This window comes from Pseudomonas sp. H3_A02, from assembly GCF_054671965.1.
Genome location: NZ_CP162807.1, coordinates 245,283 through 258,162 on the forward strand (window position 1 = coordinate 245,283; position 12,880 = coordinate 258,162).

A 12,880-nucleotide genomic window follows, 5' to 3' on the forward strand; every position below is an offset into this window, starting at 1 on the left:
GTCACTTCCACAGCTGAGCGGCAAACACTACGAGAATGCCGATGGGCGCCACGTAGCGCATCAAGAACAGGCTCAAGGCGAACAATACAGGGTTGCGCAGCGACAGTTCATCGCGCACAGCTTCACGCCCCATGATCCATCCTGCAAACACCACGAAACACAAACCACCCAGTGGCAACATGATCCGTGACGTGAAGAAATCAATCACGCCGAAGAAGTCCAGCCCCCCGGTTGCTCCCCACTGGTAGAGATGGAACAGCCCGTCTTCGTTCACGAAAAACTTTGCCTGCTTCCATATATTGAAGGAAAACACCGTGCCCAGGCCGACAAACCAGCAGGTGAAAGCCAACCAGAAAGTCACCCAGGCACGGCTGAGGCGGGTCCTTTCGACCAGATAGGCCACCATGGGCTCCAGCAGGGAAATGGCCGAACTCCAGGCCGCGATGGCCACCAGGAGGAAAAACACCACGCCCATCACTTGGCCGAACGCCATGCTGCCAAAGGCAAATGGCAGGCTGACAAACATCAGTCCTGGTCCTTCACTGGGGTTCAGGCCAGCGGCGAACACAATCGGAAACAATGCCACACCCGCCAGCAGCGACACGAAGGTGTCCAGCAGCGCGACGCCGACAACGGTTCGGGTCAGGGAGGCGTTCTTGGGCATGTAGGCGCCGTAGATCATGATCGAACCGACCCCGACGCTCAGGGAGAAGAACGCATGCCCCATGGCCGGCAGCAGCCCGTCCAGGACTTTCTCCGGCTGGAAGTCGAACATGAAATGCACGCCTTCCATGAAATGCCCGGTAGTCATGCTGTAGCCCAGCAATACCAGGATCATCACGAACAGCAACGGCATCATGATCCGCAGGCTGCGCTCAAGCCCGGCCACCACGCCCCGGGCAATCACCACCGCCGAGAGGACCATGAAAATCGTGTGCCAGAGGGTCAACCTCCAGGGATCGGCGATCACGTTGCCGAAGTAGGCGCCGACCTGATCGGGCGTCACGCCTTGAAAATCCCCACGCCCCATGTCGATGATGTAGTCCAGCGACCAGCCGCCGACCACGCTGTAGAACGACAGGATCAGCAACGCCGTGATCATCCCGGCGAACGCGCCCCACGACCACTTGGGCGAATGCCCTGCCGCCACTGCCAGCACCTTCAAGGCGTTGGCCGGGCTCTGCCGGGCACGACGACCAATCAGGGTTTCAGCCAGCATCACCGGCGCACCGATGAGCGCAATGCACGCCAGGAACATCAATACAAAGGCGCCGCCACCGTAGACGCCGACCATGTAGGGAAACTTCCAGATACTGCCCAACCCCACCGCCGAACCGGTTGCAGCGAATATAAAGACCCAGCGGCTAGCCCAACTGCCGTGGACAGAAACCTTGTCTGTCGACATCGTGATCACGCCCAGCGTTCGAAAAAGAGGCCGCATTGTCCGGGATTCACTCAACGTGCTCAAGCACGCAGCTTCACCGTAGCCGACACGCACGCAACTGCCTATAATGCCGCCCCTATGGCTAAACAGAAGAAACACCCCACAGGGACCATCGCGCAAAACAAAAAGGCGCGACACGATTACTTCATCGAACAACGTTTCGAGGCTGGCATGGTCCTGGCCGGCTGGGAAGTAAAGAGCTTGCGTGCCGGCAAGGCGCAACTGGTCGACAGCTATGTGCTGCTCAAGGACGGCGAAGCCTGGCTGCTGGGCAGTCATTTTACGCCGCTGACCACCGCCAGCACCCATGTGATCGCCGACCCGACGCGCTCGCGCAAACTGCTGCTGAACAAACGCGAGCTGGAAAAACTCTTCGCGTCTGTGCAGCAGAAGGGCTACACCTGCGTCTGCACGTCACTGTACTGGAGCAAGCACTTGATCAAGTGCGAAATTGCCCTGGGCAAAGGCAAGAAGGAATACGACAAGCGCGATACTGAACGCGAACGCGACGCTGGTCGCGAGTTGCAGCGCGCGGTGCGCAACAAGGGCAAGGAAGACTGATTCTTTCGCCTTGAGACCGCTTTCGCGAGCAAGCCCGCTCCCACACCAGATCCCGGCAATGCACAGATCCTGTGTTCACTGAAGATCCAATGTGGGAGCGAGCTTGCTCGCGATGGCGTCGACACATCCAAAAATTGATGTGTCAGGCAGACCGCTATCGCGAGCAAGCTCGCTCCCACCCAGATCCCGGCAATACACATATCCTGTGTTCACTGAAGATCCAATGTGGGAGCGAGCTTGCTCGCGATGGCGTCGACACATCCAAAATTGATGTGTCAGGCAGACCGCTATCGCGAGCAAGCCCGCTCCTACACCAGATCCCGGCAATGCACAGATCCTGTGTTCACTGAAGATCCAATGTGGGAGCGAGCTTGCTGGCGATGGCGTCGACACATCCAAAAATTGATGTGTCAGGCAGACCGCTATCGCGAGCAAGCTCGCTCCCACAGGGGCTGCGGGCACGATTACATCCCCTTGCGCCGCTCCGCCCGCGCCACCCGCTGCACTTCCTGGCGTACCTCTTCCAAGACCTCCTGCACGTACAAGATATGTCGGCTGGACACTTCCCGCGCCTGCTCGGCCTGCCCTTCCATAATGGCTTGATACAACTCTCGGTGCTGGCTGATCAGCATGTCGCGGGTTTCGCTGCGCTGTTTGTACATGCCACCGATGTTGGTCACCACGTTGCGCTTGAGCAGATCGAACAGCCCGCGAATGGTGTGCAGCAACACCGCGTTATGACTGGCCTCGGCAATCGCCAGATGGAACCGCGCATCCGCTGCGCCCTCCTCGGCCCGGCTGACTTCGTCGTGCCGCGAGTAGCAATCCTGCAGCTCATCGAAAGCCGCCGTCAGTCGCTCGCGATCCACATCCGTAGCTCGTAGCGCCGCGTAGTAGGCACAGGACGCTTCCAGCGTATGGCGGAACTCCAACAAATCCCGTTGCGCCTCAGGATTGCTTTCCAGCAGTTGCAGCAGCGGATCACTGAACGTCGAGCCCAGTGACTCCACCACATAGTTGCCGCCGCCCTGACGACTGATCAACAAACCTTTGGCCGTCAGCTTCTGGATCGCCTCACGCAACGAAGGGCGTGACACGCCGAACTGCTCGGCCAGGGTCCGCTCGGCGGGCAGCCGCTCGCCGGACTTCAGCGTGCCCTCAAGGATCATGCCTTCAAGCCGCTCGACAATATCGTCAGACAAACGGCGCTGACGAATCTGATCAAACCCCATAACTCGATTCTCCGCGATCCCGACGACTCGCCGGGCTCTCTATTCTGGCCCATCCGGGCCGCGTCCACACCCACCAAAAGCCGTTTATGCCAACGGATCAGATGCCCTCTGCACCGCTTATTCGACGAAAGTTTCAGGGAGGCAAATTGACACACGACAACCAAGGCTTTTACCCTAGCCAACAGCGATTGTAAATTGGTATTACCAATTAACCAAAGCGCTGACCAGTGCCTGACCAACAACAATTAGGGGCCCACCCACTATGCAAACCTGGCAACAGCTCTACAGCCCGCTCGGCAGCCTCGGCTTGTCCGCACTCGCGGCCGTTATTCCCATCGTGTTTTTCTTCCTGGCCCTGGCGGTGTTTCGCCTCAAGGGGCACGTGGCCGGCAGCATCACCCTGGCCCTGGCGATTGCCGTGGCGATCTTTGCGTTCCAAATGCCCGCCGACATGGCCTTCGCCGCTGCCGGTTATGGTTTTGCCTATGGCTTGTGGCCCATCGCCTGGATCATCGTCGCCGCGGTGTTTCTCTACAAACTGACGGTCAAGAGCGGCCAGTTCGAAGTGATCCGCAGCTCGGTGCTGTCGATTACCGACGACCAACGCCTGCAAGTGCTGTTGATCGGCTTTTGCTTCGGCGCATTCCTGGAAGGTGCCGCCGGTTTCGGTGCGCCGGTGGCGATCACCGCCGCGCTGCTGGTCGGCCTGGGTTTCAACCCTCTGTACGCCGCCGGCTTGTGCCTGATCGCCAACACCGCCCCGGTGGCGTTCGGCGCGCTGGGTATCCCGATCATCGTGGCCGGCCAGGTCACCGGGATCGATGCGTTCAAGATCGGCGCCATGACCGGTCGCCAGTTGCCGCTGCTGTCGCTGTTCGTGCCGTTCTGGTTGGTGTTCATGATGGACGGCCTGCGCGGCGTGCGGGAAACCTGGCCAGCAGCACTGGTGGCCGGTTTGAGCTTCGCCATCACCCAGTACTTCACCTCCAACTTCATCGGCCCCGAACTGCCGGACATCACCTCGGCCCTGGCCAGCCTGATTTCCCTGACCCTGTTTTTGAAAGTCTGGCAGCCCAAGCGCAGCGCAGGTGCCCAGATTGCTGGCGCCACTTCCAGCGCAACGGTCACCGCCAGCGTCGGCGGTTTCGGTCAGCCGCGCAGCACCGTGGTTTCGCCCTACAGCCTGGGGGAAATTATCAAGGCCTGGTCGCCGTTCCTGATCCTCACTGTGCTGGTAACAATCTGGACCCTGAAACCGTTCAAGGCGATGTTCGCCGCCGGCGGCTCCATGTACGGCTGGGTGTTCAACTTCGCCATCCCGCACCTGGACCAGATGGTGATCAAGGTCGCGCCGATCGTGGTCAATCCAACAGCCATCCCGGCGGTCTTCAAGCTTGATCCGATTTCCGCTACCGGCACGGCGATTTTCTTCTCGGCCTTGATCTCGATGCTGGTGTTGAAGATCAACCTTAAAACTGGTCTTACCACTTTAAAAGAGACCTTCTACGAACTGCGCTGGCCGATTCTGTCCATCGGCATGGTGCTGGCCTTCGCCTTCGTCACCAACTACTCGGGCATGTCCTCGACCATGGCACTGGTGCTGGCCGGCACGGGCGCGGCGTTCCCATTCTTCTCGCCGTTCCTGGGTTGGCTGGGCGTGTTCCTGACCGGTTCCGATACCTCGTCCAACGCGCTGTTCAGCTCGCTGCAAGCCACCACCGCGCACCAGATCGGCGTCAACGACACCTTGCTCGTCGCGGCGAACACCAGCGGCGGCGTGACCGGCAAGATGATTTCGCCACAATCGATCGCGGTGGCCTGCGCGGCGACCGGGCTGGTGGGCAAGGAATCGGATCTGTTCCGTTTCACCCTCAAACACAGCCTATTCTTTGCAACGATTGTCGGCCTGATCACGTTGGCCCAGGCCTACTGGTTTACCGGCATGCTGGTTCATTAAGTCCTACACGCGATACTGGAAAAACCGACGCCGAACCCTGATTCGGCGTCTGCTATTCACAACCGGGTCTGCAAGGCTGCTGAAAGATTTCCTGGCTATATTCAGCAGCCTCAGCGGACGGATAACCGGGACCACCCGGAGACACGCCTGATGAGCGAGCTTTTTTACAACGCCGTACCGAACGCGACCCGAGTCGCCCCGCCCTTGCCCGAGCCTCGGCAGTACCCCAGCGAAAAACCGCCACGGGTCTACCTGTTCGGAACGTGTGTGGTGGACCTGTTCTATCCCGAAGCCGGGATGGATGCCATTCACCTGCTGGAGCGCGAAGGGATCCGGGTGGAGTACCCACAAGGGCAAAGTTGCTGCGGCCAACCGGCCTACACCTCGGGGTACACCGAGCAGGCGCGGACGGTAGCTCGGGCGCAACTGGCCCTGTTTGCCGGCGATTATCCAGTGGTGGTGCCCTCGGGCTCCTGCGCCGGCATGCTGCGCGAGCATTACGCCGACCTGTTCAAGGATGAACCCGACACGCTCAAACAGGTCCAGGCCCTGGCGGCCCGGACCTATGAATTGGCCGAATTCCTGCTGTTTGTCTGCAAAGTGCAGCTGCAGGACAGCGGCGAGCCGGTGAAAATTGCGTTGCACACGTCCTGCTCGGCACGGCGTGAAATGAATACCCACCTGCATGGCCGCGCGTTATTGGCACAGCTACGCAATGTGGAGCGCGTCGAGCACAGCCACGAAAGCGAGTGCTGTGGCTTTGGTGGGACGTTCAGCGTTCGCATGCCGGATATTTCCGGCGCGATGGTGGCCGACAAGACCCGGGCGCTGAAAGAATCCGGTGCGCACAAGATCATCAGTGCCGACTGCGGTTGCTTGATGAACATCAACGGCGCACTGGAAAAACAGCAGGAAGCGTTACGCGGCCAGCATCTGGCGAGCTTCCTCTGGCAGCGTAGCGGAGGTGTCGCATGAGCACGCCGACGCTGATCCCGACTGTAGAGGTGCAGGAAGATTTTCGCGCCCGGGCCCACAAGGCTTTGGACGACACGCAACTGCGAAACAACTTTCGCAGCGCGATGGATTCACTGATGACCAAACGGGCAACGTCTTTCAGCGATGCCCACGAAAGAGAACACCTGCGAGTGCTCGGCAATGCCGTCCGCGCCCGCGCGTTATCCAAGCTGCCCGACCTGCTCGAGCAACTTGAAACCAACCTGACCCGCAACGGTGTGAACGTACACTGGGCGGAGACGGTGGACGAGGCCAATGGCATCGTCCTCTCGATCATCCGTGCTCACGAGGCGCGGCAAGTGATCAAGGGCAAATCGATGGTCAGCGAAGAGATGGAGATGAACCATTTCCTCGAGGCTCGGGACATTGAATGTCTCGAATCCGACATGGGGGAGTACATCGTCCAGCTCGATCACGAGAAGCCTTCACACATCATTATGCCGGCGATCCACAAGAACGCCGGTCAGGTCGCGTCCTTGTTCCACGACAAACTCGGCGTGGAGTACACCAAGGACGTTGACCAACTCATTCAGATCGGTCGCAAGGTATTGCGGCAGAAATTCTTCGAAGCCGACGTCGGCGTCTCGGGCGTCAACTTCGCCGTCGCCGAAACCGGCACGCTGTTGCTGGTGGAAAACGAAGGCAACGGGCGGATGTCCACCACCGTGCCGCCAGTGCACATCGCCGTGACCGGCATCGAAAAAGTCGTGGAGAACCTGCGCGATGTCGTGCCGCTGCTCTCGCTGCTGACCCGTTCGGCCCTCGGCCAGCCCATCACCACCTACGTCAACATGATCTCCGGCCCGCGCAAGGCCAACGAACTGGACGGTCCCCAGGAAGTCCACCTGGTGCTGCTGGACAACGGTCGCAGCCAGGCGTTTGCCGACAGCGAATTGCGCCAGACCCTGAACTGCATCCGCTGCGGCGCCTGTATGAATCATTGCCCGGTCTATACCCGAATCGGCGGTCATGCCTACGGCGAGGTTTACCCGGGGCCTATCGGAAAAATCATCACGCCGCACATGGTCGGCCTGGCCAAGGTGCCGGACCACCCCAGCGCCTCTTCGCTGTGCGGCGCCTGCGGTGAAGTGTGCCCAGTGAAAATCCCGATCCCCGCCCTGCTGCGGCGGCTGCGCGAAGAAAACGTCAAGGCACCGGACAGCCCGAACCAAGTAATGCGCGGCCAAGGCAGCAAATATTCAGCCAAGGAACGCTTCATCTGGAATGCCTGGGCCCGGCTCAACAGTTCGCCACGGTTGTACCGGCTGTTCGGTTTCCTCGCCACGCGCCTGCGTGCCCTGACACCGAAAAACGTCGGCCCATGGACCCAGAACCACAGCGCCCACAAACCCGCCGCCCGCTCATTGCATGACCTGGCCAGCGAACACCTGAACCAGCAGGGAGACCGCCGATGAGCGCCAAAAACAATATCCTCGCCAAGCTGCGTAAAAGCCTGACGGGCACCACGCCGGTTGCCGACAACTTCGATGTCGAACTGGTGACGCAAACCTACCGCTACGCGCCCGAGGAACGCATCCCGCAATTGCGCAAGCTGATGGAAGCGGTGCACACCGAAATCCACCTGACATCCGGCGAAGGCTGGCCGGCCCTGCTGGCGCAATTGCTGCGCGACCGTCAACTGCCGAGTTTGCTCATCGCCCCGACCACAGCGCACGGGCAAAAAATCACACAGTTTTGGGCGAACAATCCGGACCTACCAACTCTCAAGGCCTACGACCGCCCGGTAGAAGAATGGAAAGCTGAGTTGTTCAATGATACCCCCGCCAGCCTGACCGGAACCCTCGGCGCCATCGCCGCCACCGGTAGCCTGATTCTCTGGCCGACCCGGGAAGAACCACGCCTGATGAGCCTGGTACCGCCCGTGCATTTCGCCCTGCTCAAGGCCAGTGAAATCCGCGACAACTTCTATGAAGTGCAACAGGAATTCGAATGGGCCCAAGGCATGCCCACCAACGCCCTGCTGGTGTCGGGCCCGTCGAAAACCGCCGACATCGAACAAGTCCTGGCCTATGGCGCCCATGGCCCTAAGGATCTGGTGGTTTTGATTCTGGAGGACCAATGACCCTTCCGGCCCCGTTCCTGCGCGATGTACAGCAACTGATCCCGCAAAAGCGACGTTTCGACGATCCTCTGTCGACCTTGGCCTTCGGCACCGACGCCAGTTTCTATCGGCTGATTCCGAAACTGGTGGTACGGGTCGAAAGCGAAGACGAAGTGGTCGCCCTGCTACAACTGGCCCAGCGCGATCAGGTGCCCGTCACCTTCCGTGCGGCTGGCACCAGCTTGTCTGGCCAAGCCATCAGCGACTCGGTGCTGATTGTGCTGGGGGATAACTGGAACGGTCGCGAGATTCGTCAGCAAGGCACGCAGATCCGTTTACAACCCGGCGTGATCGGCGCCCAGGCCAACGCCTGGCTGGCGCCGTTCGGGCGCAAGATCGGCCCTGATCCGGCCTCGATCAACGCCTGCAAAATCGGCGGCATCGTCGCCAACAACGCCAGCGGCATGTGCTGCGGCACGGCCCAGAATACCTATCACACCCTCGCCGGTATCCGCTTGGTCCTGGCCGATGGCACGCGCCTGGATACCGAAGACGACAGCAGCGTGGCGGCTTTTCGTACAAGCCATGGCGAACTGCTGGAACGCCTGGCGACCCTGGGTCGCGAGACCCGCGCCAATAGCGAATTGGCTGCGCGAATTCGCCACAAATACCGTCTGAAAAATACCACCGGCCTGTCACTCAATGCCCTGGTGGATTTCGACGAGCCTGTGGATATCTTGAGCCATCTGTTAGTGGGCTCCGAAGGCACCCTCGGCTTCATCAGCGCGGTGACCTACAACACCGTCATCGACCATCCGAACAAGGCTTCGGCGCTGATCGTCTTCCCCGATGTGGAAACCTGCTGCAATGCGGTCACCGTGCTGAAAAGCCAGCCTGTCTCAGCGGTAGAACTGCTGGACCGCCGCAGCCTGCGCTCGGTGCAGGACAAACCGGGCATGCCGGATTTCGTACAGCATTTGTCGATCAATGCCTGCGCCTTGCTGATCGAATCCCGCGCCGCTTCTTCGTCGCTGCTACAAGAACAACTGACCCGGATCATGGCTTCGCTGGCCGGTTTCCCTGTGGAAAAACAGGTCGATTTTACCGAAGACCCACGGGAAAACGCCCGGCTCTGGGCGATCCGCAAGGACACCTTTCCAGCGGTGGGTGCGGTACGCAAAACCGGCACCACGGTGATCATCGAAGACGTGACCTTTCCGGTGGAGCAACTGGCCATTGGCGTGAATCGTCTGATCGAGCTGTTCGACAAACATCACTACGACGAAGCGATCCTTTTCGGACACGCGCTGGAAGGCAATCTGCACTTCGTCTTCACCCAAGGCTTCAACAACCCTGAAGAAGTCGCACGCTACCAGGCCTTCATGGACGACGTGGCGCAACTGGTGGCGGTGGAATTTGGCGGTTCGCTGAAAGCCGAACACGGCACCGGACGCAACATGGCGCCGTTCGTCGAGCTGGAATGGGGCAGCGACGCCTACCAGTTGATGTGGCAGCTCAAGCGCCTGCTCGATCCCAACAGGATCCTCAATCCGGATGTGGTGCTCAGTGAGGATCCGCAGATCCACCTTAAACATCTCAAGCCGCTGCCGGCCGCCGATGAGATTGTGGACAAGTGCATCGAGTGCGGTTTCTGCGAGCCGGTGTGTCCGTCCAAGGACCTGACCTTGAGCCCGCGCCAGCGCATCGTGATCTGGCGGGATATCCAAGCGAAGAAACGCGCAGGCACGGACACCACCGAGCTGGAACGTGCCTACCAATACCAGGGCATCGATACCTGCGCCGCCACGGGCCTGTGTGCACAACGTTGCCCGGTAGGCATCAATACCGGCGAGCTGGTGAAAAAACTGCGCAGCCGTGACGCGACGCAGACGAAAACCGCCAACTGGATTGAAGGAAATTTCGCCACCACGCTGCAAGGCGCACGCTTTGCCCTGCACGTCGCCAACGGTGCGCGCATGCTGCTGGGCGCCCCCCGCCTGGCAAAACTGTCGGCCTCGTTGACGCGCCTGTCCAAGGGCCAGGTGCCGCAGTGGACCAACGCCATGCCCCAGCCAGAAAAGGCCATTCGTTTCAGCCCTACCGTTTCGGACGCACGTCCGAGGGTGGTGTACCTGGCGGCGTGCGTGTCGCGGGTCATGGGCCCGGCGGCGGCGGACAAGGAGCAGATGTCGCTGTACGACAAGACCCGCGGCCTGCTGGAAAAGGCCGGCTATCAGGTGGTCTTTCCAGACAATGTGGACAATCTCTGCTGCGGCCAGCCTTTTGCTTCCAAAGGCTACACCGAACAAGCCGAGCACAAGCGTCAGGAACTGATCGGTGCCTTGCTGCACGCCAGTCGCGGCGGGCTCGACCCCATCTACTGTGACACCAGCCCGTGCACGCTGCGGTTGGTCCAGGATCTGGGTGACGTGCGACTGGATCTGTACGACCCGGTGCGCTTCATCCGTACCCATTTGATGGACCGTCTCGACTTCATCCCCCAGGAGGCGCCCGTCGCGGTGCACGTCACGTGCAGTACACAGCACCTCGGCGAAAGCCAGGCGTTGATCGACCTGGCGCGCAAGTGCAGTAAACAAGTGGTGATTCCGGAAGGTATCCATTGCTGTGGTTTCGCCGGCGACAAGGGCTTTACCACCCCCGAACTCAACGCCCATTCGTTGCGAACCCTCAAGGACGCGGTCCAAGATTGCACCGAGGGCATTTCCACCAGCCGCACCTGTGAGATCGGTCTTACACAACACGGCGCAATCGACTACCACGCACTGGTGTATCTGGTAGACCGTGTCACTCGCCCCAAACCCGCCAACGGTGAGGGCCTTGCGATGGGACTCGAAGAAAAATCGAATTCCTGCGCTTCGCTGTAGTCACTTGAATAGGCCCGGCTGCACTGGGCCATCCACCACCAACTCGGCCTGGCCGCGACTGTTCAGCGGCACCGAGACCCTACGTTCAAGGAGATACACATGAAGCGCACCGCACTTGCTGGCTTGTTCATTTCCGCTGCGATGTTGGCCTCTCCGGTGTTTGCAGATAGCCAGGCAGACCTTTGCCAGATCAATCTGCAAAAAATCAAGGATGCGAAAGTCAGCACCGAGCAGATGAGCGAAAGCATGAAAACCGATATCGACGCCACCGTCGGGCAGGCCACGGCCGAACAAGCCAAAGGCACCGAGGAAGGCAGCAAGAACTGCATCTCGTTGACCACCCAAGCTCTTCAGAAACTGCAAAACAACACCAAAGGCGATCAGCAGTAATGTCGCGTCCGGCCAACCTTCGGGTTGGCCTCAGACGCGGATTGGCGTACACTGCGAATGCCTGCCGCTCCTCCAGCTTCATGGAGCGACAGGTTCGGGGCCGTTTAGGATTCGACGCCGGTTGCGAAACTTTAGGTGCATGCCGAGTTGGTAACAGAACTCGTAAATCCACTGTTGCAACTTCTATAGTTGCCAATGACGAAAACTACGGCCAGGAATACGCTATCGCTGCGTAAGCAGCCTTAGATCCTGAGCTTCTGGTACCTTCGGGTCCAGCAATCATGAGGGGATGTCTGTAAACCCAAAGTGATTGTCATATAGAACAGAATCGCCGTGCAGTACGTTGTGGACGAAGCGGCTAAAACTTACACAACTCGCCCAAAGCACCCTGCCCGTCGGGTCGCTGAGGGTTAACTTAATAGACACGGCTACGCATGTAGTACCGACAGCGGAGTACTGGCGGACGGGGGTTCAAATCCCCCCGGCTCCACCAAACAAGTTAAACAAATCAGGCACTTAGCAGATAAAGCAAGTGCCTTTTTTGTGCCTGAATGGGCTGTTTTGGCTCCGGAATGCCAGCTTAATGACAGCTTTTATAGCGCGCCCTGTTCATCTCCTGGCTGGGCGCTCATCTACGATTGCGGATAGGCGCAGGGATATCGAAGCGATGATGGGTGTTGAAGTTTTCGAGAGCGCCTTCAACGAGCTCAGGGCGCGTTTCGCTGGCCTGACGAAGGATGTATATCTGGTACCACGCGAGCAGATGAAAGAGGAAACTGACCTTCTACGACTGTGCGGAGTTGAGTACGACGAAAAGCTCTATTTCAACGATCAAGCGGCTGACTTGGCTACCTACAGAACCAGTGACGCCGGAGGCGTAACTATCAATTTTTTACGGGGCGGCAGTGGTCGTAGCGCGGTCTTCATTAACGAGAGCTGCATGCCTGAGGGTACCCGTGAGGATCTCGTTTGGCTCTGGCGGTACAACTCGCTACATCACGAGTTGATGCATGCCCTTGATTTCAACAAGCAGAAAAATTTCAACACCTCTACACGAACGATGGATCTAGTAGGTGCTGAAGTCTTCGCCGATCAAAGAACCTTGCTGCACTTGAAATCCAAAATGTCCAACGGATTCATGAAAATTGCCTTGCAGCAATATGCCCAGAACGCCCGGACGATGGGCGAAAAGGTGGGTATTAGGACTCAGATCTACCAGCGTCTCCTAACCAAAATTGATCAGAAAACTATCAATTATTGGGCGACAATGGAAATCTAGCGGCACAGCTATTGATGCCCTGTACTCAACGACCGATGTTAAGAAACCCAGGGTTA

10 protein-coding genes and 1 other RNA gene are annotated in these 12,880 nt (G+C 59.2%); 9 read left to right on the forward strand and 2 right to left on the reverse strand.

The annotated features are described in order from the left end of the window. Window position 1: 1 nt before the first annotated feature. A complete protein-coding gene (locus AB4N80_RS01100) occupies window positions 2-1,405 on the reverse strand; it encodes a sodium-dependent transporter (protein WP_122569176.1) in 1,404 nt (467 codons plus the stop codon). 117 nt (window positions 1,406-1,522) lie between these two features. On the opposite strand from AB4N80_RS01100, the gene smpB reads away from it, so the two are divergent. Continuing rightward, window positions 1,523-2,005 carry an SsrA-binding protein SmpB gene (gene smpB, locus AB4N80_RS01105; protein ID WP_003197663.1) on the forward strand — a complete coding sequence of 161 codons (483 nt, stop codon included), beginning with the start codon at window positions 1,523-1,525 and terminating at the stop codon, window positions 2,003-2,005. 464 nt (window positions 2,006-2,469) lie between these two features. Here smpB and AB4N80_RS01110 read toward each other — a convergent pair whose 3' ends face one another. Next, complete coding sequence (locus AB4N80_RS01110) at window positions 2,470-3,237, reverse strand: FCD domain-containing protein (protein WP_122569130.1); 768 nt, start codon at window positions 3,235-3,237, stop codon at window positions 2,470-2,472. Window positions 3,238-3,499: 262 nt separating this feature from the next. On the opposite strand from AB4N80_RS01110, the gene AB4N80_RS01115 reads away from it, so the two are divergent. The 8 genes from AB4N80_RS01115 to AB4N80_RS01150 all read left to right on the forward strand — a co-directional run bounded on the left by AB4N80_RS01115 (window position 3,500) and on the right by AB4N80_RS01150 (window position 12,824). Next, window positions 3,500-5,194: a lactate permease LctP family transporter gene (locus AB4N80_RS01115; RefSeq protein WP_122569129.1), complete on the forward strand. Its 1,695-nt coding sequence runs from the start codon at window positions 3,500-3,502 to the stop codon at window positions 5,192-5,194. Between the two features lie 150 nt (window positions 5,195-5,344). Next, window positions 5,345-6,169: a (Fe-S)-binding protein gene (locus AB4N80_RS01120; RefSeq protein ID WP_122569128.1), complete on the forward strand. Its 825-nt coding sequence runs from the start codon at window positions 5,345-5,347 to the stop codon at window positions 6,167-6,169. Beyond that, window positions 6,166-7,623 carry a LutB/LldF family L-lactate oxidation iron-sulfur protein gene (locus tag AB4N80_RS01125; protein ID WP_460080288.1) on the forward strand — a complete coding sequence of 486 codons (1,458 nt, stop codon included), beginning with the start codon at window positions 6,166-6,168 and terminating at the stop codon, window positions 7,621-7,623. The genes AB4N80_RS01120 and AB4N80_RS01125 overlap by 4 nt, the downstream gene beginning before the upstream one ends. Continuing rightward, window positions 7,620-8,291 (forward strand): LutC/YkgG family protein, encoded by a 672-nt coding sequence (locus AB4N80_RS01130; protein WP_122569126.1) that lies wholly within the window; start codon window positions 7,620-7,622, stop codon window positions 8,289-8,291. The genes AB4N80_RS01125 and AB4N80_RS01130 overlap by 4 nt, the downstream gene beginning before the upstream one ends. Beyond that, the gene (locus AB4N80_RS01135) at window positions 8,288-11,155 is read left to right on the forward strand and encodes an FAD-binding and (Fe-S)-binding domain-containing protein (RefSeq protein ID WP_305491683.1); all 2,868 of its coding nucleotides are present in this window, start codon (window positions 8,288-8,290) and stop codon (window positions 11,153-11,155) included. The genes AB4N80_RS01130 and AB4N80_RS01135 overlap by 4 nt, the downstream gene beginning before the upstream one ends. 99 nt (window positions 11,156-11,254) lie before the next feature. Then, window positions 11,255-11,545 carry a hypothetical protein gene (locus AB4N80_RS01140; protein ID WP_122569124.1) on the forward strand — a complete coding sequence of 97 codons (291 nt, stop codon included), beginning with the start codon at window positions 11,255-11,257 and terminating at the stop codon, window positions 11,543-11,545. Window positions 11,546-11,641: 96 nt separating this feature from the next. After that, window positions 11,642-12,038, forward strand: a transfer-messenger RNA (tmRNA) gene (gene ssrA, locus AB4N80_RS01145). A 90-nt stretch (window positions 12,039-12,128) separates the two neighbouring features. Further along, complete coding sequence (locus AB4N80_RS01150) at window positions 12,129-12,824, forward strand: hypothetical protein (protein WP_122569123.1); 696 nt, start codon at window positions 12,129-12,131, stop codon at window positions 12,822-12,824. Window positions 12,825-12,880: the final 56 nt, after the last annotated feature.

Coding starts and splice junctions, on each gene's coding strand:
- AB4N80_RS01100 (WP_122569176.1), bottom strand. CDS start 1,405: ATGTCGACAGACAAGGTTTCTGTCCACGGCAGTTGGGCTAGCCGCTGG.
- smpB (WP_003197663.1), top strand. CDS start 1,523: ATGGCTAAACAGAAGAAACACCCCACAGGGACCATCGCGCAAAACAAA.
- AB4N80_RS01110 (WP_122569130.1), bottom strand. CDS start 3,237: ATGGGGTTTGATCAGATTCGTCAGCGCCGTTTGTCTGACGATATTGTC.
- AB4N80_RS01115 (WP_122569129.1), top strand. CDS start 3,500: ATGCAAACCTGGCAACAGCTCTACAGCCCGCTCGGCAGCCTCGGCTTG.
- AB4N80_RS01120 (WP_122569128.1), top strand. CDS start 5,345: ATGAGCGAGCTTTTTTACAACGCCGTACCGAACGCGACCCGAGTCGCC.
- AB4N80_RS01125 (WP_460080288.1), top strand. CDS start 6,166: ATGAGCACGCCGACGCTGATCCCGACTGTAGAGGTGCAGGAAGATTTT.
- AB4N80_RS01130 (WP_122569126.1), top strand. CDS start 7,620: ATGAGCGCCAAAAACAATATCCTCGCCAAGCTGCGTAAAAGCCTGACG.
- AB4N80_RS01135 (WP_305491683.1), top strand. CDS start 8,288: ATGACCCTTCCGGCCCCGTTCCTGCGCGATGTACAGCAACTGATCCCG.
- AB4N80_RS01140 (WP_122569124.1), top strand. CDS start 11,255: ATGAAGCGCACCGCACTTGCTGGCTTGTTCATTTCCGCTGCGATGTTG.
- AB4N80_RS01150 (WP_122569123.1), top strand. CDS start 12,129: ATGACAGCTTTTATAGCGCGCCCTGTTCATCTCCTGGCTGGGCGCTCA.